General features: G+C 71.8%; 21 protein-coding genes and 1 pseudogene. 13 read left to right on the forward strand and 9 right to left on the reverse strand.

Going from position 1 to position 21375, the window contains the following annotated elements; all coding sequences use genetic code 11:
- Positions 1–93: 93 nt before the first annotated feature.
- Positions 94–903, reverse strand: a complete 810-nt coding sequence (locus tag ACIRP7_RS29465) for a CNNM domain-containing protein (RefSeq protein WP_403665345.1) — start codon at positions 901–903, stop codon at positions 94–96.
- A gap of 230 nt (positions 904–1133) precedes the next feature.
- On the opposite strand from ACIRP7_RS29465, the gene ACIRP7_RS29470 reads away from it, so the two are divergent.
- From ACIRP7_RS29470 to ACIRP7_RS29485, 4 genes are all read left to right on the forward strand, one after another.
- Entirely contained in the window at positions 1134–1358 is a 225-nt protein-coding gene (locus ACIRP7_RS29470) for a twin-arginine translocase TatA/TatE family subunit (RefSeq protein WP_403665347.1), read from the forward strand.
- A 73-nt stretch (positions 1359–1431) separates the two neighbouring features.
- The gene (locus tag ACIRP7_RS29475; RefSeq protein WP_403665349.1) at positions 1432–2058 is read left to right on the forward strand and encodes a hypothetical protein; all 627 of its coding nucleotides are present in this window, start codon (positions 1432–1434) and stop codon (positions 2056–2058) included.
- A gap of 69 nt (positions 2059–2127) precedes the next feature.
- Positions 2128–2823, forward strand: coding sequence for a DUF1775 domain-containing protein (locus ACIRP7_RS29480; protein WP_403665351.1), 696 nt, complete (start codon positions 2128–2130; stop codon positions 2821–2823).
- A gap of 94 nt (positions 2824–2917) precedes the next feature.
- Positions 2918–3565: a hypothetical protein gene (locus tag ACIRP7_RS29485; RefSeq protein ID WP_403665353.1), complete on the forward strand. Its 648-nt coding sequence runs from the start codon at positions 2918–2920 to the stop codon at positions 3563–3565.
- Here ACIRP7_RS29485 and ACIRP7_RS29490 read toward each other — a convergent pair.
- Positions 3540–4391, reverse strand: a complete 852-nt coding sequence (locus ACIRP7_RS29490; RefSeq protein ID WP_403665355.1) for an isocitrate lyase/phosphoenolpyruvate mutase family protein — start codon at positions 4389–4391, stop codon at positions 3540–3542. The two genes, ACIRP7_RS29485 and ACIRP7_RS29490, sit on opposite strands and share 26 nt — an antisense overlap.
- Positions 4392–4537: 146 nt before the next feature.
- Between ACIRP7_RS29490 and ACIRP7_RS29495 the strand changes: the two genes are divergently transcribed.
- The 3 genes from ACIRP7_RS29495 (at position 4538) to ACIRP7_RS29505 (ending at position 5996) form a co-directional block, all read left to right on the forward strand.
- Positions 4538–4924 (forward strand): DUF6153 family protein, encoded by a 387-nt coding sequence (locus ACIRP7_RS29495; protein WP_403665357.1) that lies wholly within the window; start codon positions 4538–4540, stop codon positions 4922–4924.
- Between the two features lie 53 nt (positions 4925–4977).
- On the forward strand, positions 4978–5619 hold the full coding sequence (locus ACIRP7_RS29500) for a DUF305 domain-containing protein (RefSeq protein ID WP_403665359.1): 642 nt from the start codon (positions 4978–4980) through the stop codon (positions 5617–5619).
- Between the two features lie 68 nt (positions 5620–5687).
- Positions 5688–5996 carry a DUF3040 domain-containing protein gene (locus ACIRP7_RS29505; RefSeq protein ID WP_403665361.1) on the forward strand — a complete coding sequence of 103 codons (309 nt, stop codon included), beginning with the start codon at positions 5688–5690 and terminating at the stop codon, positions 5994–5996.
- 3 nt (positions 5997–5999) lie between these two features.
- On the opposite strand, the gene ACIRP7_RS29510 is transcribed toward ACIRP7_RS29505, so the two are convergent.
- A complete protein-coding gene (locus tag ACIRP7_RS29510; RefSeq protein ID WP_403665363.1) occupies positions 6000–6584 on the reverse strand; it encodes an HAD-IIIA family hydrolase in 585 nt (194 codons plus the stop codon).
- Positions 6585–6763: 179 nt separating this feature from the next.
- Here ACIRP7_RS29510 and ACIRP7_RS29515 point away from each other — a divergent pair, with 179 nt between their 5' ends.
- Positions 6764–7195: an SRPBCC family protein gene (locus ACIRP7_RS29515; RefSeq protein WP_352381682.1), complete on the forward strand. Its 432-nt coding sequence runs from the start codon at positions 6764–6766 to the stop codon at positions 7193–7195.
- 22 nt (positions 7196–7217) lie between these two features.
- The gene (locus ACIRP7_RS29520) at positions 7218–8540 is read left to right on the forward strand and encodes a lanthionine synthetase LanC family protein (RefSeq protein WP_403665365.1); all 1323 of its coding nucleotides are present in this window, start codon (positions 7218–7220) and stop codon (positions 8538–8540) included.
- Here ACIRP7_RS29520 and ACIRP7_RS29525 read toward each other — a convergent pair.
- From ACIRP7_RS29525 to ACIRP7_RS29545, 5 genes are all read right to left on the reverse strand, one after another.
- Positions 8492–9646 carry an XdhC family protein gene (locus ACIRP7_RS29525; protein ID WP_403665367.1) on the reverse strand — a complete coding sequence of 385 codons (1155 nt, stop codon included), beginning with the start codon at positions 9644–9646 and terminating at the stop codon, positions 8492–8494. The genes ACIRP7_RS29520 and ACIRP7_RS29525 overlap by 49 nt on opposite strands.
- Before the next feature lie 46 nt (positions 9647–9692).
- Positions 9693–11150, reverse strand: coding sequence for an NCS2 family permease (locus tag ACIRP7_RS29530; protein ID WP_403665369.1), 1458 nt, complete (start codon positions 11148–11150; stop codon positions 9693–9695).
- A gap of 143 nt (positions 11151–11293) precedes the next feature.
- Positions 11294–13681 (reverse strand): xanthine dehydrogenase family protein molybdopterin-binding subunit, encoded by a 2388-nt coding sequence (locus tag ACIRP7_RS29535; RefSeq protein ID WP_403665371.1) that lies wholly within the window; start codon positions 13679–13681, stop codon positions 11294–11296.
- Position 13682: 1 nt separating this feature from the next.
- A complete protein-coding gene (locus ACIRP7_RS29540; RefSeq protein ID WP_355936559.1) occupies positions 13683–14219 on the reverse strand; it encodes a (2Fe-2S)-binding protein in 537 nt (178 codons plus the stop codon).
- Positions 14219–15109 (reverse strand): FAD binding domain-containing protein, encoded by an 891-nt coding sequence (locus tag ACIRP7_RS29545; RefSeq protein WP_403665373.1) that lies wholly within the window; start codon positions 15107–15109, stop codon positions 14219–14221. The genes ACIRP7_RS29540 and ACIRP7_RS29545 overlap by 1 nt, the downstream gene beginning before the upstream one ends.
- 344 nt (positions 15110–15453) lie before the next feature.
- Between ACIRP7_RS29545 and ACIRP7_RS29550 the strand changes: the two genes are divergently transcribed.
- Both ACIRP7_RS29550 and ACIRP7_RS29555 read left to right on the forward strand, forming a co-directional pair.
- Positions 15454–17127: a PucR family transcriptional regulator gene (locus tag ACIRP7_RS29550; RefSeq protein WP_403665375.1), complete on the forward strand. Its 1674-nt coding sequence runs from the start codon at positions 15454–15456 to the stop codon at positions 17125–17127.
- A gap of 127 nt (positions 17128–17254) precedes the next feature.
- Positions 17255–18028 carry a hypothetical protein gene (locus ACIRP7_RS29555; protein WP_352381697.1) on the forward strand — a complete coding sequence of 258 codons (774 nt, stop codon included), beginning with the start codon at positions 17255–17257 and terminating at the stop codon, positions 18026–18028.
- A 159-nt stretch (positions 18029–18187) separates the two neighbouring features.
- Here the strand turns inward: ACIRP7_RS29555 and ACIRP7_RS29560 are convergent, their stop codons facing one another.
- On the reverse strand, positions 18188–18994 hold the full coding sequence (locus tag ACIRP7_RS29560) for a GntR family transcriptional regulator (RefSeq protein WP_403665512.1): 807 nt from the start codon (positions 18992–18994) through the stop codon (positions 18188–18190).
- A 125-nt stretch (positions 18995–19119) separates the two neighbouring features.
- On the opposite strand from ACIRP7_RS29560, the pseudogene ACIRP7_RS29565 reads away from it, so the two are divergent.
- Positions 19120–19983: pseudogene (locus ACIRP7_RS29565) on the forward strand ((2Fe-2S)-binding protein).
- A gap of 314 nt (positions 19984–20297) precedes the next feature.
- Complete coding sequence (locus ACIRP7_RS29570; RefSeq protein WP_403665377.1) at positions 20298–21335, forward strand: DUF2637 domain-containing protein; 1038 nt, start codon at positions 20298–20300, stop codon at positions 21333–21335.
- Positions 21336–21375 lie beyond the last annotated feature (40 nt).

Consider the following 21375-nt stretch of genomic DNA (forward strand, 5'->3'; position numbering starts at 1 on the left):
TGCTCCTCCTGTAGGGATGTGCGCTGTGTGAACGACCGGGGCGAGCGCGGCGTTCCCCGGATCCGCCGGCAGGGCGGCGGGCCCGACCGGCGCTCACGCGGTGGCCGGAGTCGGCCCGACGAGCTCGGTGAGGACGTCCTCCATGGTCACGAACCCGAGGACGGTCCCCGTCCGACCCGTCACCGCCGCCAGATGACTCCCGTCGGCGCGCAGCGCGGTGAGGGTGTCGTCGAGCGGGGTGTCGATGCGGACCCGGGTGACCGGGTGCAGGGTGGCGCGCGGGAAGGGCCGTTCGCGGTCGGTGACGCCGAGGGTGTCCTTGATGTGCAGATAGCCCAGCAGGGTGCTGTCCGGGCCGGTGACGGGGAAGCGTGAGTAGCCCGCTTCGGCGGCGATCCGCTCCAGGCGGGCCGGGGTGACCGAGGTGTCGACGGTCCGCATCCTCGGTACCGGAACCAGGATCTCGCCGACCGGCCGGGTGCCGAGCTCCAGCGCGTCCCGCAGCCGTTCGCCGTCGGCGGGCGAGAGCAGCCCCGCCTCGCTGGCGTCGACGACCATGCGGGCGAGCTGGTCGTCGGTGAACACCGACTCGACCTCGTCCGGAGCGGCGGCCGCGCCGAGCCCTGCGTCCTTCAGCGGGCCCTTGAGGAGCGCCGCGAGGGAGGGTTCGGCGAGCATGCCGATCACCAGCGAGGTGACCGTGATGCCGAGCTGGGCACCGGAGAGCTGGAAGGTGAGCCGGCGTACGGCCTTCAGGGCGCCCTCGGCGCCGCGCTCACCTGCCTCGGCGGCCCGCTCCAGGTCACCGCGCTCGACGGTGGTCAGGGAGAACTCGGCGGCGACGAACACGGCACAGGCCAGGGTGAGGAGGAGGGCCGAAGCAAGCAGCACGGTCTCGGTCACCGGGTCACCTCCGCCCGTTCGTCCGTGGGGACGTGGGGGACGTGGCGCGGCCGGTACTGGGAGGCTCACCCATCGCGGAACTGTGGCTCCTTCTTGTCGGGGCAGGTCGCACCAATAGTAAAGGACAGGCAAAGCAACCTGTAGGGACACCCGGCCGGGAGTGCGGGTACGCTGCCGGTCCGGCGGGCGTCTCGTCCGATGTCGGTGTCACTGTGACGGAGGCCTTCCCCATGTTCGGACTGAGCGAGCTCGCGATCATCCTGCTGGTCGTCATCGCGGTCATCGCCGCTAAGAAGGGCCCGGAACTGGCCCGTACGGCGGGCAGGTCGGCGCGCATCCTCAAGGCGGAGGCCCGCGCCGCGCAGGAGGGCGGGCCGGAGCCCCAGGTCATCCAGGGCCAGGTCCTGCGGCCCGGGACCGGCGGGGGCACCGGGCCGGGGTCCGGCACCCACTGAGACTCCCAGCGTCGGTACGCGTCCACGGTTTCCTCTGCCGGCCGGCCCCGCCATGATCCATGATGAGCGGGCCATGCACCTGCCGGTCACGTCCACTCGCGCGCCGCTGCCCGTTCTGCGGGCCGCGATGTTCGCCGTCGTCGGCACCGTGCTCGGGATCAGTGCCCATCATCTGCTCGCCGAGGGCCAGGTGCCCTGGAGGCAGGGTGCCGCGGCGACGGCGGTGCTCTTCGCGGTGGGTCTCGTCGGTGTGCAGCGGCCCAGAAGCCTGGCGACGGTCGTCGCGTGCAGTGTCGCGGGACAGTCCGGGCTGCATCTGTGGCTGACGCTCACCGCGGCCGCGCGGCACCCCGGCGGCCATGTGCACGACGCCCACTCGGCGTGGCACGAGCGGCTCCATGACTCCCTGGCCATGACGGCGGCCCACTCGCTGGCCGCCGCGCTCGTCGCCGTCCTGCTGCACCGCGCGGACGCGGCCTGCTGGACGGTGGCCCGCGGGGTGACGGCGGCGCTCGACGCGGTGGGGGATCGACTGGCCGCCGCCCGGCGGCTGTTCACCCGGCCCATGTCACCCGCGCCGACGGCCGCGGTGACGGTCGTGCCGACGTACGACGAACGGCCGCTCACGGCACGGCCGTTGCTGGCACACGCGGTGGTACGGCGGGGTCCTCCGGCGACGAGCGCAGCTCTCGCCCACTGACCCCACGGGGACACCGTTCCGGCCCGCGTCGGACGGCCGCCCCGCCGCACCCCCTGCCTGGAGACCTGCATGTCCCGTATCCCCCTGTCCCGTCTGTCCGTTGCCGCCGTCGGAGCCGCAACGGCTGTCCTCCTGACCGCCGTTCCGGCCGCCGCTCACACCGAGGTCGAGGCCGACAAGGCGCAGGCGCTCGCCGAGAACGTCACCGTCTCCTTCCACGCCGAGGCCGAGTCCGACACCTCCGGGATCAAGGAGGTCCGGGTGGTCCTGCCCGAGGGCATCGCGCCGGCCGACGTGACGTACGGCAAGGGCCCCGAGGGCTGGAAGTTCAGCGCGACCGACGACGGCTACAGCGTCAAGGGCGCCGAACTGAAGACCGGCGAGAGCGCCGAGTACTCCGTCGTCGTACGGCAGTTGCCCGACGCGAACGAGGTGCCCTTCAAGACCCTGCAGACCTACGGCGACGGGCACGTCGACCGCTGGATCGAGCTGGGCGAGAACGGCGACAACCCGGCGCCCACCCTGAAGCTGAAGGCGGCGGCACCGGGCGCGAAGCCGGTGAGCCCGGCCCCGAGTGTCTCCGCGAGCCCGGCCCCGACAACCGTGGAAACCACGCCCGCGGCCTCGCCGCAGGCCGCCGGCACGGAGCAGGACGACGAGAGCGGGCTGTCGGCGGGCGCCTGGACCGGGATCGGCGCGGGCATCCTCGTCGCGGTGGCCGCGGTGGTCCTCGTGGTACGGCGGCGGGGCGGCACCGAGCAGTAGGGGCCACCCGGTCCGGGGGTTTTCTCCCGGACCCCGGATGAATCCCCCGGCTCCGGGTAGGCCAGCCACACGGCGTACCCGGAGATGGAGTGCCATGACCTGCGCGACCTCCCCCGCACGGCACGGGAGCTGGGCGGTGGCCCTGGCTGTCGCCGCCCTCGTCCTCACCGGAGCCTGCGGCGACGGCGACGGCGGTGACGACGGCGCCTCCCGCACGGGCAGCCCTTCCGTCACCGGCTCGCCCGGTCCGACCACGGCGGCGGGCTCCCCCACCCGCTCCGTCTCCCCGACACCGACCGCGACCGCGCCCTCGGACCCGGAGCAGGCGGAGCGGGACATCCGGGAGGTGTGGACGGTCCTCTTCGACCCGAAGTCCTCCCTGGACCAGCGCAGTGACGCGGCCGAGGACGGCGACGAGAACGCCCTGATGATCGACAACCTCTTCCGCGACCCGAGCGGCAGCAAGCTGCGCGCCGAGGTGACCTCCGTGTCGTACACCTCGGACGCGCTCGCCGAAGTGGCCTACGACCTCACGCGCGAGGGCCGCCGGCTGGACACCGGGGGCCCGGGGGCGGCCGTACTCCAGGACGGCGGCTGGAAGGTCGCCCTGCGTACGGTCTGCTCGCTGACGCGGCACGCCGTGGACGCGCCCGAGGCGCCGAGCTGTGCGCTGCAGTCCTCCAGCCCTGCCGCCGACCCTGCCTCCAGTCCTGCCTTCAGCCCTGGCGGAACAGGTCGTTGAGCTCCGTCTGGGAGAGCTGGTCGGCGGCGTACGAGAAGGTGCCCAGGTCGGCCAACTCCCGTGCGGCGTCGAGCAGATGGCGGTACATGGCCCGGGCGATACTGCCGCCGACCGTGACCCGTCGGACGCCGAGTTCGCGCAGGTCGTCCAGGGAGAGCGCGTTGCCGGTCAGGCCCATGACCACGTTGAGGGGGCCGTCGATCGCACGGACCAGTGTGCCGATGGTCTCGGCGTCGGCGGCGCCGGGGACGAACGCGCAGTCGGCTCCGGCCTCCAGATAGGCGTTGGCCCGCCGGACGGCCTCGTCGAGGGTGCCGCCGACCAGGAGCGCGTCGGTGCGGCCGACCAGGACGAAGGGCCCGCCGTCGACCGCCAGGGTCTCGCGGGCGGCACGGACACGGTCGGCGGAGAGCTTCAGGTCGTGGAGCGGACGGGTGCGGTCGCCGGTGAAGTCCTCGATGTTGCCGCCCGCGGCTCCGGCGGCGACGGTCCTCGCGACGGTGGTGGCGACGGTCTCGGGCGACTCGCCGTATCCGTCCTCCAGGTCCGCGCTCAGCGGTACGGCGATCCCGCGCGCGATCTCACGGACCCGGCCCAGCATGGTCTCGCGGTCGACGCGGTCCTCGGGCGGCTGTTCGGCGAAGAAGTCGTGGTCGGGCCGGCCGAGGGAGAACGCGACGCCCGCACTCGTGGTCGCCACGGCCGGGAAACCGGCCGCCTCCAGGATCCGGGCACTGCCCACGTCCCATGCGTTGGGGAGCAGGAAGCAGCCCTCCCGGTGCAGTTCGGCGAAGCGCTGTGCCCTGGCTCGGCTCTCGGTGTCCACACGGTCCTTCCCGGCCCGCCGCCCCTCGACGGACTCCCCGACAACGTACGCCGGAGGCGCTCTGAACGGAGGGCGGTGCCGGGCCGTACGTAGGTCGGACGGCGTCGACGCACAGCCCTGGTACAGCCCTCTATAGAATGAGCCCGATGATCAGCTCCGAGCAGCCCACCGCGCGTCCGCCCCTGTGGCGGGCGCTGCTCCTGCTCGGGCTGCTCGTCGGAGTCCTGGGCATGCACGCCCTGGCCCCCGGTGGCGGTACGGCCGGGCACGAGGGCAGGGCCGCGCACCGGACGACGGTCACCGCCGTCGTCGACACGGTCTGTCACGACGGCTGCGGGTCGGGCCATCTCCACCACGCGGACGCGACCTGTGCGTCGGGGGCCGTGAGCGGTGGGCCGGCGTTGCCCGCACTCGTCCCCGACCCGTCGACAAGCGCCCTGGGCACGGCCGATCTGTGCGCTCAGACCGTCACGGCACAGGAAGGCGCCCGCGCGCCGCCCTCCCTCGCGGAACTCCAGCTCCTGCGGATCTAGAAACGGCGTGCTCCGTCGCGTCCAGATCCCTTTCACAGCACAGGAGTTCCAGCATGCGCAGCACCCGTACCCTGATCCGCCGTGTCTGTCTCGCGGCGGTCGCCGTGAGCGCCGCCCTCACCCTCACGGCGTGTGGCGGCGACAGCGACGGCAGCGGCTCGGCCGCCTCGTCGCCCTCGGTGTCCGCCGAGACCTCGGCCGACGCCCACAACGCGCAGGACGTCTCCTTCGCCCAGGGCATGATCCCGCACCACCGGCAGGCCGTGGAGATGGCCCGCCTGGCAGCCGACCGGGCCTCGTCCGCCGAGGTCAAGGCTCTCGCCGCCCGGATCGAGAAGGCACAGGGCCCGGAGATCGAGACCATGACGGGCTGGCTGAAGACCTGGGGCGAGAAGGTCCCCGAGGACATGGCCGGGAACATGCCCGGCATGGACCACTCGGCGGACTCCGGCATGGCCGGGATGATGGACGGCGCCGACATGGAGAAGCTGGAGAAGGCGTCCGGCAAGGACTTCGACGCCATGTTCCTGACCATGATGGTCGAGCACCACGAGGGCGCCGTCGAGATGGCCGGGACCGAGCAGGCCAAGGGCGATTACCAGGCCGCCAAGGCCATGTCCGGTGACATCGTCACCACGCAGACCGCCGAGATCGGTGAGATGAAGAAGCTCCTCGGCGAGAACTCCGGAGGCTGACCGCACGGTTCGCAGAGTCCTTCTCCGGGCACCCGGAGAAGGACTCGCCGGATCCACGAGGAGCGACAGTGGCGACAGAGCGACTCCCCGATCACGAACAGCGCATTCTGGACGAGGTGGAACGCGCCCTGCGCCGCGACCGCCGCCTGGACCGCCGAATGCGCACAGGGCGGCTGCGCCGCCGACCGGACCTGTCCCGGGTGACGCACTACCGGCCGCACGTCCTGACCGTGGGTCTGCTGCTCGCGGTGTCGATCACGCTCATGGTGACGGGCATCGTCACCGCTCGGCCCGCGGTGATCTGGGCCTTCGCGGCCGTCTGGCCCCTGGCCCTGTTCGCGGCGTTCCGCCTGCTGTGCCGCTGGACGGAACCCTGACCCTCACGCCTCGCCGTTCTCGACGGTGGGCTCGAAGGCGGACTCGATCGGCCGCTCGTCGACCAGGACCCGCCCCTGCGGCGGCCCGGTGAGCAGCGCGCGTACGGCGGTCAGGACGTCCGGCGCCACATGATCGGCCCGTGCCGTCTCCTCCGGCCCGGTCCGCTCGTCCGGTACGAGGATCCCGTGCGCGCCCACCCGGGCCGCGGCCTCGGCGTCCGCGGCGGTGCCGACGACCGCGCAGTCGGCCGGCGCGGTGCACACCCGGCCCGCCGCCCAGAGGATCAGGCCCGGTTCGGGCGGGCGGCAGTGACAGCCGTCGTCGGGGCCGTGCGGGCACACTCCCCAGATGTCGAAGGGGCCGAGGAGTTCGTCGACGCGGTGGTTGACGGCCCGTACCTCGGCGTCGCTGAGCCGGTCGTGCCCGACGCCCGGTCGCAACGCCACGAAGCCGGTGCGGACGTCGTGCAGTCGCAGCAGGTCGAGCGCCTCGCGGGCACCGGGCGCCGGGCACACCCGTTCGGGGTCGAGCGGGTCTTCGGCGAGGATGCTGTCACGGTCGAACAGCACCGTACGCACGCGCGTCATACGGCCACCTCCCGGCTCTCGCGTCCACTTCTTCCTCTCGGCTTCCTCTCCGCGAGTAACCGCCTGGGACGGGTCCATGCGGCCGGGCGCGATCATCGGGTCGGATGCACCCGGGCACCAAGTCTGTGAGACCCGTACGAAATCCGCGCTGAGCAGGACCGACTCCCTAAGATCAGCTCGTGGTCACCTTCCTGCTCGAACGTACGGCCCCGCTCTCCCAGGACGAGGCCTGGCGCCGCCTCACTCAGTGGCCCCGCCACGGCGAGGGCGTCCCCCTGACGCGCGTCACCGTCGTGCCGCCGGGGCCGACGGCCGAGGGCACGCTCGTCGTCGCCCGTTCGGGGATCGGCCCGCTCGGCTTCGACGACCCCATGGAGGTCATGGTCTGGCGGCCGCCTGCGGAGGGCGTCTCCGGCCTGTGCCGGCTGGAGAAGCGCGGCCGGGTGGTGAAGGGCTGGGCCGAACTGGAGGTGCACCCGGGTCCTGGAGGCCGGGCGCGCGTGATCTGGCGTGAAGAACTGCGGGTTCCCCTGCTCCCCGAACCCTTGCTGGGCGTGGCGGCCAGGTCGGTCTTCGGACGTGCGCTGAACCGGCTCCTGCGGGGCGCCTGAAGATCGTGCAACAGTGGGCGTCATGACGGCAGTTGACGGTACGACCGTGCAGGTGGACGAAGTCGAGGAAGTCGCGGAGGACGGGCTGCGGTGGCTGGTGTCCACCGCGCGGGAGACCGCGGACGGCGGACTCGCCTGGCCGGCCGCACCCTCGAAGGAGGAGACCGACCCCAGCCTCTACAACGGCACGGCCGGGATCGTCTCCGTGCTTCTGGAGGCCTGGCGGCACTTCGCCGACGACTCCTACGCCGACCTCGCACTCCGCGCGGGACGCGGTCTGGCCGCCGCCGTCGACGGCCACGAGGACGACTCGCTGTACTTCGGCCGGTCCGGCATGGCGCTGGTCCTGCACACCCTGGGCGACCAACTCGGCGACACCGCCTCCGGGACGGCGGCCGACCGTGCGATGGCTCTCGTGCGGTCCCACTTCGACGGGGAGCGCTGGGGCGAGCTGTTCGAGCTGATGGGCGGCAACGGCGGGACGGGCCTGGCGGCCCTGGCGATGGGCGACCCCGAGTTCGCCGTCCTCGCGGTGGAGCCCTATCTGCGGGCCGCGGAGAAGACCCCGTGGGGCGTCACCTGGCAACACCGCCCGGGCCCGGAGGCCCGGATGCACCACATGTCGCACGGCACGCTGGGCATCTCCTACGCGCTCGCCCGGATCGGCCACGCGACCGGCCGTGCCGACCTGATCGACCTGGCACTCGCGGGGGTCGCGGACGTCGTGGCCCGCGACGAGGGCGGCCCGGACGGCTTCCTGGTCCCGCACTCCACCCCCCAGTACCTCCCGGACCTGATCGAACCCATCACCTACGGCTGGTGCCACGGCCCCACCGGCGACGCCCAGATGTTCCGGCTCCTGCGCGACACCGACGGCGACCCGGCCTGGGCCGCGCTCGCCGACCGCTGCTGGCACACGGTCGTCCGCTCCGGCCTCCCCGAGCGCCTGCGGCCGGGGTTCTGGGACAACAACGGCCGCTGCTGCGGCACGGCGGGTGTCCTCGCCCTGGCCGGCGACCGTATCGCCGAAGGAGCCGAAGGAGCCGAAGGGCAGGAGGCGTACGACTTCGCGCGGATCCTCGTCACCGACCTCGCCGCCCGCGCGGTCCGGGACACCGACGGCGCCCGGTGGTCCAACGTCGAGCACCGGGCCACCCCGAGCGACCTCGAACCCCGCACCGACTGGGCACAGGGCAGTGCCGGCATCGTGCGTGAACTGCTGCGGTTCGTCCGGCTGAGCCGGGGCGGTGATCCGCGGTACGCGTTCACATGGCCGGACCAGCCCGAGGTGTCCGCTCAGGCCACCGACCCGATCCGGCGGGCCGGTACCGACGTCGCGTCGTGATGGATCGGCGTGTGCGCGCCGGTGAGGGAGACCCCGCTGCCGCCCCGCCGGCTCGCGACGATCTCCGCGGCGATGGACAGGGCCGTCTCCTCGGGCGTACGCGCACCGAGGTCGAGGCCGATGGGTGACCGCAGCCGCGCCAACTCCAGCTCTGTCACGCCGACTTCGCGCAGGCGTTCGTTGCGGTCGAGGTGGGTGCGGCGGGAGCCCATGGCGCCGACGTAGGCGACCGGGAGCCTGAGGGCCAGCCGCAGCAGGGGTACGTCGAACTTGGCGTCGTGGGTGAGGACGCACAGGACCGTCCGGGCGTCGACCTCCGTGCGCTCCAGGTACCTGTGCGGCCACTCGACGACTATCTCGTCGGCCTCCGGGAAGCGCGCCTCGGTCGCGAAGACGGGGCGCGCGTCGCACACGGTGACCTGGTAGCCGAGGAACTTCCCGACGCGCACGAGCGCCGACGAGAAGTCGATCGCGCCGAACACGATCATCCGGGGCGGTGGCACGGAGGACTCGACGAGCACGGTGAGCGGTGCACCGCAGCGCGAGCCCTGTTCGCCGATCTCCAGGGTGCCGGTGCGGCCCGCGTCCAGGAAGGCGCCGGCCTCGGCGGCGATCGTGCGGTCCAGCTCAGGATGGGCGCCGAAACCGCCCTGACCGGAGACGTCCTGGGGTCCTACGACGAGCGCGCGGCCGAGGAGTTCGCGTGGGCCGGAGACGATCCGCGCCAGCGCCGCCGACCGGCCCTTCGCCGCGGCTTCGAGCGCTGCAGCGACGACCGTACGGACGGGGTCGCCCGCCCGGACCGGGGTGACGAGGATGTCGATGACGCCGCCGCAGGTCAGGCCGACGGCGAAGGCGTCCTCGTCGCTGTACCCGAAGCGTTCGAGGACCGACTCCCCGTCCTCCAGGGCCTGTTGGCACAGGTCGTAGACCGCGCCCTCCACACAGCCGCCGGAGACCGAGCCGATCGCCGTGCCGTCGGCGTCCACCGCGAGGGCGGCTCCCGGCCGGCGGGGCGCGCTGCCGCCGACGGCCACCACGGTGGCCACGGCGAAGTCGCGTCCCTGCTCGACCCACCGGTGCAGCTCGTCGGCGATGTCCAGCATGTCTCGGTCTCCTTCACAGCGGTTGCTTACAGGGGTGTTCGAGCGGCTAGTGCACGCCCATCCAGCTCTCGATCGGGTTGAGGGCGTAGTACACCAGGAAGATCACCGTCAGTCCCCACATGAAGGCGCCGATCTCCCGCGCCTTGCTCTGCGCGACCTTGATCGCGACGTAGGAGATGACGCCCGCGGCCACGCCCGCCGTGATCGAGTAGGTGAACGGCATGACCACGACGGTCAGGAAGACCGGGATCGCGGTGGCGCGGTCGGCCCAGTCGACATGGCGGGCGTTCATCATCATCATGGCGCCGATCACCACGAGGGCGGCGGCCGCGACCTCGCCGGGCACGATCGCCGTGAGCGGGGTGAAGAAGAGGCAGGCCGCGAAGAACAGTCCGGTGACGACGGAGGACAGGCCGGTACGCGCGCCCTCGCCCACTCCCGTCGCCGACTCGACGAACACGGTCTGGCCGGAGGCACCGGCCACACCGCCGATCGCACCGCCCGCGCCGTCGATGAACAGGGCCTTGGACAGGCCCGGCATCCGGCCCTGCGCGTCGGCCAGTTTCGCCTCGGTGCCGACGCCGATGATGGTGGCCATCGCGTCGAAGAACCCGGCGAGCACCAGCGTGAACACGATCATTCCGACCGTCATCGCGCCGACCTCGCCCCAGCCGCCGAACTCGACCTTCCCGAAGATCGAGAAGTCGGGCATGGAGACCGCGCTGCCGTGCAGTTCGGGGGCGCCGCTCGCCCACTGCTTCGGGGCGACGGCACCGGTGGCGTTGAGAATCACGGCGAGTACGGTCCCGCCGAGGATGCCGATCAGGATGGCGCCGGGCACGCCTCGCGCCTGGAGCATGAAGATCGCGAGGAGGGTGAGGGCGAACAACAGGACTGGCCAGCCCGCGAGTTCGCCCGTGGGGCCGAGCGTCACCGGGGTCGCTTTGCCCTGGTGGACGAAGCCGGCCTTGTAGAAGCCGATGAGGGCGACGAACAGGCCGATGCCCATGGTGATCGCGTGCTTGAGGGCCAGCGGGATCGCGTTCATGATCATCTCGCGCAGGCCGGTGACGACCAGCAGCATGATGACCACGCCGTACATCACGCACATGCCCATGGCCTGCGGCCAGGTCATCACGGGCACGACCTGCGAGGACAGCACGCCGGAGACGGAGAGGCCGGCGGCGAGGGCGAGGGGCACCTTGCCGAAGAAGCCCATCAGCAGCGTGGTGAGGGCCGCCGCGAACGCGGTCGCGGTGATGAGTGCCTTCTGGCCGAGCGTGTCCCCGGCCGCGTCCTTGCCGGACAGGATCAGGGGATTGAGCAGGAGGATGTACGCCATCGCCATGAAGGTGGTGACGCCGCCGCGCAGTTCACGCGCGACCGTGGATCCTCGCCGGGATATGTGGAAGTACCGGTCGAGCCAGGACCTGCCGGCCGGGACGCGGGTGCCTTCTCCCGCGTCGTCGGCCGTGGTCCTGGGTTCCAGGGACTGCTGGGTCATGGTGCCGTCTCCCAAGGTTCACAGGGACACCCGTGCAACCGCCTTGTCGGGCACGGGATTTGGGATGTGCACGACCCGGGGGACGGCCCAGGACGGACAGTTGGGACCCCGGGGGACCAGGCCCCCGGGGAATCACCGGTTCATCACGTGCCGGTCAGGTGCTCCGGCCGTACCGGTGTCCTGTTGAGCTCCAGCCCGGTCGCGTTGCGGATCGCCGCGAGCACGGCCGGGGTCGAGGACAGGGTGGGTGCCTCGCCGATGCCGCGCAGCCCGTACGGCGCGTGGTCGTCGGCGAGTTCGAGCACGTCGACGGGGATGGTCGGCGTGTCGAGGATCGTGGGGATCAGGTAGTCGGTGAAGGAGGGGTTCCTGACCTTCGCCGTCTTCGGGTCGACGATGATCTCCTCCATCACCGCGACGCCCAGGCCCTGGGTCGTACCGCCCTGGATCTGGCCGATCACCGACAGCGGGTTCAGCGCCTTGCCGACGTCCTGGGCGCAGGCCAGCTCGATCACCTTGACCAGCCCGAGTTCGGTGTCGACCTCGACGACCGCGCGGTGGGCGGCGAAGGAGTACTGGACGTGTCCGAAGCCCTGCCCGGTGCGCAGGTCGAAGGCCTCGGTGGGCCGGTGCCGCCACTCCGCCTCGACCTCGACGCTCTCGCTTTCGAGCACGTCGGCCAGGTCGGCGAGGACCTCGCCGCCGTCGGTGACGACTTTGCCGCCCTCCAGGAGCAGTTCGGCGGTGGCCCAGGCGGGGTGGTAGGAACCGAACTTGCGGCGCCCGAGTTCCAGGACCTTCTCCCGGACGAGCTCGCAGGAGTTCTTGACGGCGCCACCGGTGACGTACGTCTGGCGCGACGCGGACGTCGAACCGGCGCTGCCCACCTGTGTGTCCGCGGGCTGGATGGTCACCTGCGCGACACCGAGCTCGGTGCGGGCGATCTGCGCGTGGACGGTGACCCCGCCCTGGCCGACCTCCGCCATGGCGGTGTGCACGGTGGCGACGGGCTCACCGCCGACGACCTCCATGCGGACCTTCGCCGTGGAGTAGTCGTCGAAGCCCTCGGAGAAGCCGACGTTCTTGATGCCGACCGCGTAGCCGATACCGCGGACGACCCCTTCGCCGTGGGTGGTGTTGGACAGACCGCCCGGCAGCTGCCGTACGTCGGCCTCCTCGCCGGCCGCGAGCCACTGCTGCTCCGGAGGAAGCGGCATCGCCTTGACGCGGCGCAGGAGTTCGGCGACGGGAGCCGGGGAGTCGACGGGCTGGCCGGTCGGCATGAGCGTGCCCTGCTCCATGGCGTTCAGCTGCCGGAACTCCACCCGGTCCATGCCCACTTCGTCGGCCAGCTTGTCCATCTGCGCCTCGTAGGCGAAGCACGCCTGGACGGCGCCGAAGCCGCGCATCGCGCCGCAGGGCGGGTTGTTGGTGTAGAGGGCGATGGCCTCGATGTCGACGTCGTCGACGACGTACGGACCGATGCCGAGCGAGGAGGCGTTGCCGACGACGGCCGGCGAGGCGGAGGCGTACGCGCCGCCGTCGAGGACGATCCGGCATTTGACGTGGGTCAACCTGCCCTCGCGCGTGGCCCCGTGCTCGTAGTACAGCTTGGCCGGGTGGCGGTGGACGTGCCCGAAGAAGGACTCGAACCGGTTGTAGACGATCTTGACGGGCTTGCCGGTGCGCAGCGCGAGCAGACAGGCGTGGATCTGCATCGACAGGTCCTCGCGGCCGCCGAAGGCCCCGCCGACGCCGGACAGCGTCATGCGGACCTTGCGCTCGGGCAGGCCGAGGACGGGGGCGATCTGCCGCAGGTCGGAGTGGAGCCACTGGGTGGCGACATAGAGGTGGACGCCACCGTCCTCGTCCGGCACGGCGAGACCCGACTCGGGGCCGAGGAAGGCCTGGTCCTGCATGCCGAAGGTGTACTCGCCCTTGACGACGAAGTCGGCCTTCTTCGCGGCCTCTTGCACATCACCGCGGATGATCGGCTGCCGGTGCACGATGTTGGGGTGCGGGACGTGCCCGATGTGGTGGTCGTCGCGGTTCTCGTGGACGACGATCGCGTCGGGGGCGGTCGCGGAGGCCTCGTCGGTGATGACGGGCAGCTCGCGGTACTCGACCTTGATCTTCGCGGCGGCACGGCGGGCCGTCTCGGGGTGGTCGGCGGCGACGATGGCGACCGGCTCACCGTGGTGGCGGACCTTGCCGTGGGCGAGGACCGGGGTGTCCTGGATCTCCAGACCGTAGTTCCTCACCTCGGTCGGCAGGTCGTCGTACGTCATGACGGCGTACACGCCCGGCAGGGCCAGGGCCTCGCTCGTGTCGATGGACACGATCTCGGCGTGCGCGACGGTCGAGCGCAGGATCTGCCCCCAGAGCATGTCCTCGTGCCACATGTCGGACGAGTACGCGAACTCGCCGGTGACCTTGAGGGTCCCGTCCGGGCGGAGCGTGGACTCGCCGATACCGCCCTTGGTCTGGGAACCCTGGGTGATCTTGGTGGGGGTGCCGTTAGGAGTGGACACGTCAGACCGCCTCTCCCTGCCGGGCGGCCGCGAGGCGGACCGCGTCCATGATCTTCTCGTAGCCGGTGCAGCGGCAGAGGTTGCCCGAGAGCGCCTCGCGGATGTCCGCGTCGCTCGGGTTCGGGTTGCGCTCCAGCATCTCGTCGGCGGCGACCAGCAGCCCCGGCGTGCAGAACCCGCACTGGACGGCACCGGCGTCGATGAACGCCTGCTGGACGGGCGAGAGTTCGGTGCCCTCGCCGGTGTGGGAGTCCTGCCCCGCCGGCGCCCGGTGCCCGCACGAACGCTGCTTGGCGTAGTCCGCGAGCCCCTCGACGGTCACGACCTCGCGCCCCTCGACCTGCCCGGCGGCGACGAGACAGGAGCACACCGGGACGCCGTCCAGCCGGACCGTGCAGGACCCGCACTCACCCTGCTCGCAGGCGTTCTTGGAACCGGGAAGCCCGAGCCGCTCGCGCAGCACGTACAGCAGGGACTCGCCCTCCCACACGTCGTCGGCTTCCTGGGGACGTCCGTTGACAGTGAAGTTGACGCGCATTACGCAGCTCCCTCCGTGGTGGCGGCGGGGCCGCGGTACGACTCCCAGGTCCAGGTCAGCGTGCGGCGGGCCATGATGCCGACCGCGTGGCGGCGGTAGCTCGCCGTGCCCCGGACGTCGTCGATCGGGCTGCAGGAGGCGGCGCACAGGTCCGCGAACTGCTTGGCGACCGAAGGGGTGATGATCTTGCCGTTGTCCCAGAACCCGCCGTCCTCGAGAGCCGCGTTCAAGAACTCCTCGGCGGCCTTGGCCCGAACGGGTGTGGGAGCGGCCGAACCGATCCCCGTCCGCACGGTCCGCGTCGCGGGATGCAGGGCGAGCCCGAACGCGCACACGGCGATGACCATGGCGTTCCTCGTCCCCACCTTGCTGAACTGCTGGGGCCCGTCGGCCTTCTTGATGTGCACGGCGCGAATGAGCTCGTCGGCCGCCAGAGCGTTGCGCTTCACGCCGGTGTAGAAGTCGTCGATCGGGATGAGCCGGGACCCCCGGACCGACTCGACCTCGACCTCGGCGCCGGCCGCGAGGAGGGCGGGGTGGGCGTCACCGGCCGGGGAGGCGGTGCCGAGGTTGCCGCCGACACCGCCGCGGTTGCGGATCTGCGGGGAGGCCACGGTGTGCGAGGCGAGGGCCAGGCCCGGGAGCTCGCCTCGCAGGTGCTCCATGATGCGGGTGTACGGCACGGAGGCACCGAGCCGCACGGTGTCCTCGCCGACCTCCCACTCGGTGAGGTCGGAGATGCGGTTCAGGTCGAGCAGGTACTCGGGCCGCCGATGGTCGAAGTTGATCTCGACCATCACGTCGGTGCCGCCCGCGATGGGCACAGCGGTGGGGTGCTCGGCCTTTGCGGCGAGCGCCTCCTCCCAGCTGGCGGGGCGAAGGAAGTCCATGACCGGCTCTCTTCTTCGTCTCGTGATCGTACGGATCGAGCCAGATCGTGTGCGGCGGGCCCGGCTCGTTCATGTGCTGTTTACGCGGAGTGGAGCCAGTACACAGCCGTGTACTCCGACGGGGTCAGTCACGGAAACCATGAAGGAGTTGGCTGGTCGCGGCCCTCATCTTGTAGATTCGTATGAACGGAGGTCCTCGGTAACCTCTAGGTTTTCCTGCGGAAACGTGCGACACAGCCCACGTGACCTGGGACACAGCCTCGGAGACGGCGAGAAGCCGCTCCCCCTCCACCGGCCCCTTCCCTCCATCGTAGATTTCGAGACAAAGAACGGCGGCGACGAGAATGCGGCTGCGCGCACTGCTGGACACCGACGCGCTGGGCCTGCGGCTGCTCGGCGGCGAGGACGAACTGGACCGCACCGTGCGCGGTGTGATGACCACGGACCTGCGCGACCCCAGCCGCTACCTCTCGGGCGGGGAACTGGTCCTGACGGGCCTCGCCTGGCGCCGGGACGCCGCGGACTCGGAGCCTTTCGTACGACTCCTGGTGCAGGCCGGCGTGGTCGCGCTGGCGGCCGGCGAGGCCGAACTGGGCACCGTCCCGGAGGACCTGGCCGTCGCCTGCGCCCGGCACCGCCTCCCGCTGTTCGCGGTGCACGAGTCGGTGGCCTTCGCCACGATCACCGAGCATGTCGTACGGCAGGTCTCCGGCGAGCGCGCGGGCGACCTGGCGGCCGTGGTGGACCGCCACCGCCGCATGATGACCTCGGGCCCGGCGGGCGGCGGCCCCGACGTGGTCCTCGACCTCCTGGGCTCCGACCTGGACCTGCGCGCCTGGGTCCTGTCACCCACCGGCCGCCTGATCGCGGGCCCGAAGGTGGCGGGCCCCGGCCTCCCCGCGGACACCTGCGCGAAGCTCGCGGCGGAACACCTGGCCGCTGCCCGCACAGGCCGCCGGGGCCCCCACAGAGTCACGCTCGGCTCGTCGACGTACTCCCTCTTCCCGGTCCGCAGCAGCGGCCGCTCCTCCCATGCCTCCAGGGACGTACGAGAGACGGTCCTGTCCGACTGGCTGCTGGCAGTGGAGGCGGACGCCGGCGACTGGCCGGAGGAGCGCCTGGACCTGCTCCAGGGCGTCACCCAGCTGATCTCCGTCGAGCGGGACCGCCGGGACGCGGCCCGCACGGTCCGCCGCCGCCTGGCCCAGGAGGTCCTGGAACTGGTCCAGACGGGAGCGGCACCGGCCGAGATCGCCGCACGCCTGCGAGTCGCCGCCCCGGTACTCCTCCCCGGCCTGGGAGCGGCCCCCCACTGGCAGGTCGTGGTGGCGAAGGTCGAATGGCAGGACGGCGACCTTGAGGGCGGCGCCATGGCCCAGTCCCTCCTGGAGGAGATCCTGGTGGACCCGCAGGCGACCGGCCCCGAGCCCTCCGACCGCATAGCGGTGGCCCACACCGGCGACGAGGCGATCGCGCTGGTCCCCCTCCCCGCGGTCTCGACCGAACACGACGGCTCGGAGACGGGCATCCTGGCCGACGCCCTCCTGGAGTCGGTCCGGGACCCCCTCTCGGCCGGCCTGGACGACGACGGCAGGGTCACCCTGGGCGTCAGCGCGTCGGTCCACTCGGCGGAGGGCCTGCGCGGCGCCCTGGAGGAGGCCCGCCACGCCCGCCGGGTGGCCGCGGCCCGCGCCGGCCGAGTCTGCGCGGCAGGCCACCAGGAACTCGCCTCGCACGTCCTGCTGCTCCCCTTCGTCCCCGACGACGTACGCCGCGCCTTCACGGCCCGCCTCCTCGACCCGCTCCGCGACTACGACCGCCGCCACCGGGCCGAGTTGATCCCCACCCTGGAGGCCTTCCTGGACTGCGACGGCTCCTGGACCCGCTGCGCGACCCGCCTCCACCTGCACGTCAACACGCTGCGCTACCGCGTCGGACGGATCGAGCAGTTGACGAGCCGCGACCTCTCGCGCCTGGAGGACAAGCTGGATTTCTTCCTGGCACTGCGGATGAGCTGAAACCTGTGAGCCCCCCGACTCCCACGACTTTGTGAATTCCTTCACCCACCCCCTTGGCCGGGCCCGTCGTTTCGTGCTGAGATGCCGCCACCACTCAAAGCTCGACGGCGCGCTCGGGGAGGGCAACGTGGCGCATACCGCCATGTCTGGTAACGGAACGACCGCCGGTGACGATCCACTCCAGACCGCGGTATGGCGGCTGCGCTCACGGGCCTGCTGGGCCGACGCGGCCGCCCTGCTTCAACCGGTCACCGCACCGGCGGCCCTGCAGAGAGCCGCACTTCTGGTGGAACGCTGCCTGTACACGGAGCAGGGCTGGCCCGAGGCGGAGGACGCGCTGCGCACCGCCGAGGCACTGGCCCACAGCGACGAGGAACGGGGCGCGGCCGCTTGTGAACGAGGGCAACTTGCGTACGCCTCGACGCTCCACGGGGTCCGCGACCGCGCGGACGAGGCGAGGGCGGCGCTGGGCCGCGCGGCGGCGCTGATCCCTCCGGGGGCTCCTGGGCGGGCGCTGCTGGACTTCCGCCGGGGTCTGCTGGCGGAGAACCTGACCCACTCCCCCCAGTCGGCCCGAGCCGCCTACCGCCGCGCCCACGCGGGCGCCACGGCCCAGTCCGACTCCCTGCTCCTGTCCTTCACCTGGCGCCACCTCGCCGGACTTGCCCTGCGCGAGGGCGAGTTGGCGGAGGCGCGGCACGGTTTCGCCGAATCGCTGCGCATCCGCGAGGAGTTGGGCTACCTCGTGGGCACGGCCCCGGCCCTCGCGTCCCTGGCGGACGCGGAAACAGAACCCGAGGCCTCCCGACTGCGCGAGGAGGCCCGGCGGTTGTACCGCTTGCTGGGCGGCGTACCCACGTGGCTCTCCCGACAGCTGACACCACCGGCGGCTACGGCGTGAGGTGACGGGGCGGGTACGGGTCGGTGGGGGCTGGTCGCGCAGTTCCCCGCGCCCCTAGGGGTTGCAGGCATCTGCGCCAGGACGGACACCCCAGGGGCGCGGGGAACTGCGCAGAAACGCCCGCCCCCACCGAACCCGAACCCGCACCCGCAGCCGCCCTCACGCACCCCCGGCGAAATGCCCGCCCACCAACCCCCGCACCACATCCAGATCCCGCGCGATCAACGCATCCAGCAGCGCCGTATGCTCCGCCGCGTCCGCGATCAGATCCGCCCGGCCCCGCGCAGCGGCCCCGCCCACCAGCGGCCACTGCGACCGCCGGTGCAAGTCCTCCGAGATCTGCACCAGTTGCTCGTTGCCCGACAGCAGAAGCACCGCACGGTGAAACCCCCGGTCGGCCTCCGCATACGTCGCCGGGCACCCCGACGACGCGGCCCGCACGGTCGCCTCCGCCACCGGCCGCAACTCCGCCCACCGCTCCACCGGCACAGTCCGCGCCAGCCGCAACACCACCGGCACCTCGATCAGCGCCCGCACCTCGGCCAGCTCCGCCAGTTCACGGGCCCCCCGCTCGACCACCCGGAACCCCCGGTTGGGAACGACCTCGACGGCCCCTTCCAGCGCGAGCTGCTGCATGGCCTCCCGCACGGGCGTCGCCGACACCCCGAACCGTTCGCCCAGCGCCGGCGCCGAGTACACGGCACCGGGCCGCAGCTCCCCCGCGACCAGCGCCGTACGCAAGGCGTCGAGGATCTGCCCCCGCACAGAGGCCCGTTGCACGACAGGCCGAGGAATCGGCACCTCGCTGTGGGTGTGCTCACCCCGGGCCCCGGAACCGGAACCCGTGCCCGCCTCGGCCCGAGCCCGGCCCGCGTCGGAGGCCCGCATCTGCGACGGCACGCGGAAGGAGCTCTGCGCAGCCTGCTTCACGGGCACTCCTCCGGACGTGTCGGTACTTGGGGTCATTAACGGCAGGTTGTTACTCATGCGTCAAGCACCTTAAGCGCAGATCGCTCCGGTTCACATCCCGAAGTCATTGGTAAGGTAAGCCTCACTTACCTGGACGGACGACTGCGAATCGGTGGCCCCCCATGTCCACACCGCTGCCCACCCCCCGTTCCGCCACCGCCGTGACAGCCGCCTACGCCCGCCTGACCGAGGCCCTCCCGGCGCTGACGGTCACGGAGCTGCCCCAGGACACCCCCCTCCCGGCCACCGACGGCTGGGTCACCGCCGCCGCCCTGGCAGGGAACGCGGCCGCCCTGGACGCCTTCCTCGCCTAGGACGACGAGCAGATCCTCAGGGACAACGCCAAGAGGGGCCGCCCGGACGTGATCGCCGGCTTCGGTCTGCACCGCTACGCCTGGCCGGCCTGCCTCCTCTTCACCGCACCGTGGTTCCTGCACCGCCGGGTCCCCCGCTACCCCCTGACCCACGTCTCCTACGACCGCACCCGCGGTCCCATGTCCCTCGCGGTCCATCCGGGCCCCTTCGCCTGCCTCCCCGACGACCCGGCGGCAACGCTCCCCGGCGCGTACCCGGTCCCCGACGAGGAGTCCCTGCGCGCCGAGCTGCGGGACGCGATCGCCGAGCACATGGAGCCGCTCCTCAGCGCCTTCGGCCCGCGCATGCGCCGCCGCGGCAGGGCCCTGTGGGGCCTGGTGACCGACGAGATCGTCGAGGGGATCTGGTACGTCGCCGCGCTCCTCGGCGAGCACGAGAAGCGCCGGGCCGAGCACGCCCTGGAGCTCCTGCTGCCCGGGACGACGAAGCCGTACGCCGGCTCCCCGGCCTTCCGCGCCCTGGTCGGCCCGGACGGCGGCCCCCTGCGCACCCGGGACCGGGTGACCTGCTGTATGTACTACACCCTCGACCCGGACGACACCTGCGCCACGTGTCCGCGCACCTGCGACACGGCCCGGATCGCCAAGCTGACGGCGGTCGCAGCAAGTTGAGGCACCCTCAGGGGACCCCGCCCGAGACCCCCCTCCTCCCGTCCCGTAAGATCAACGCCGACTGGGACGCCCGTTCGGTTACAGGCAATTCACAATTTCCTCACTAGGCGCAGGAACTTTCCGAGGAACCACCCGTACGGGTAGTCTTATTCGAACTCAACTCCCGCCCCTCACGCGGCAGTTCGAGCAGAACGTCGCCCTGGGCAACCCCTTGCACTTCCTTGGCGGCCTCTTGCCCCGAAAACGCCTGAGGGCCGTTGGGATTGGGCCACTATGGCGGGCGTTACGCCCTATCCCAATGCAAGGGACCCCAGATGAGACTGACCGACATATCGCTGAACTGGTTGCTTCCGGGCGCCGTACTGCTCCTGGGCATGCTGGCTGCGGTGGCGGTGCTCGCGCGGAGCAAGCGGTCCGGCGGGGAGCACGCGAAAGACGACTCGTGGGAGCGAAGCGAGGAGCGCCGCAGGCGCAAGGAAGCCATATACGGCACCGCCTCCTATGTCCTCCTGTTCTGCTGTGCGGCGGTTGCCGCCGCCCTCTCCTTCCACGGTCTGGTGGGCTTCGGCCAGCAGAACCTCGGCCTCACCGGCGGCTGGGAATACCTCGTGCCGTTCGGCCTGGACGGCGCGGCGATGTTCTGCTCCGTGCTCGCGGTGCGCGAGGCCAGCCACGGTGACGCGGCCCTCGGCTCCCGGATACTGGTGTGGACGTTCGCGGGCGCCGCGGCCTGGTTCAACTGGGTCCACGCGCCCAGGGGGTTCGGCCACGACGGCGCGCCGCAGTTCTTCTCCGGCATGTCCCTGTCGGCCGCCGTCCTCTTCGACCGCGCGCTGAAGCAGACCCGCAAGGCCGCGCTGCGCGAGCAGGGTCTGGTGCCGCGTCCGCTGCCCCAGATCCGTATCGTCCGCTGGGTGAGGGCGCCGCGCGAGACGTACAAGGCCTGGTCGCTGATGCTGCTGGAGAACGTGCGCAGCCTCGACGAGGCGGTCGACGAGGTCCGCGAGGACCAGCGTGAGAAGGAAGCGGCCCGACTGCGTCGACGCGGCGAGCAGCGCGTGGAGCGAGCCCAGCTCAAGGCGATCAGCCGGGGTCACCGCGGCTTCGTCGGCCGGGGCGGCGGGCGCCAGTTGGAGCAGCAGCCGCAGGCCGCCCTGGAGCGTGCCTCCGCGGAGCCCGCGATACCCAACCCGGAGCCGCTGCCCGTACGGCAGCGTCCCTCACTCCAGCCCGTCCGCGGCGCGTCCGAGTCGCACTCCGTCGACCTCACCGCGGAGGACGACACAATGGCCCTCCCGCGTCTCGACTCGCTGGAGCGCAAACTCAAGGACCTTGAGCAGCAGTTCGGCTAGGCGGCCAGGAGGCCGAAGCAGCACATGGGGAGGGGGCGTG

This window comes from Streptomyces sp. NPDC102270 (assembly GCF_044766405.1).
Lineage (GTDB): Bacteria > Actinomycetota > Actinomycetes > Streptomycetales > Streptomycetaceae > Streptomyces.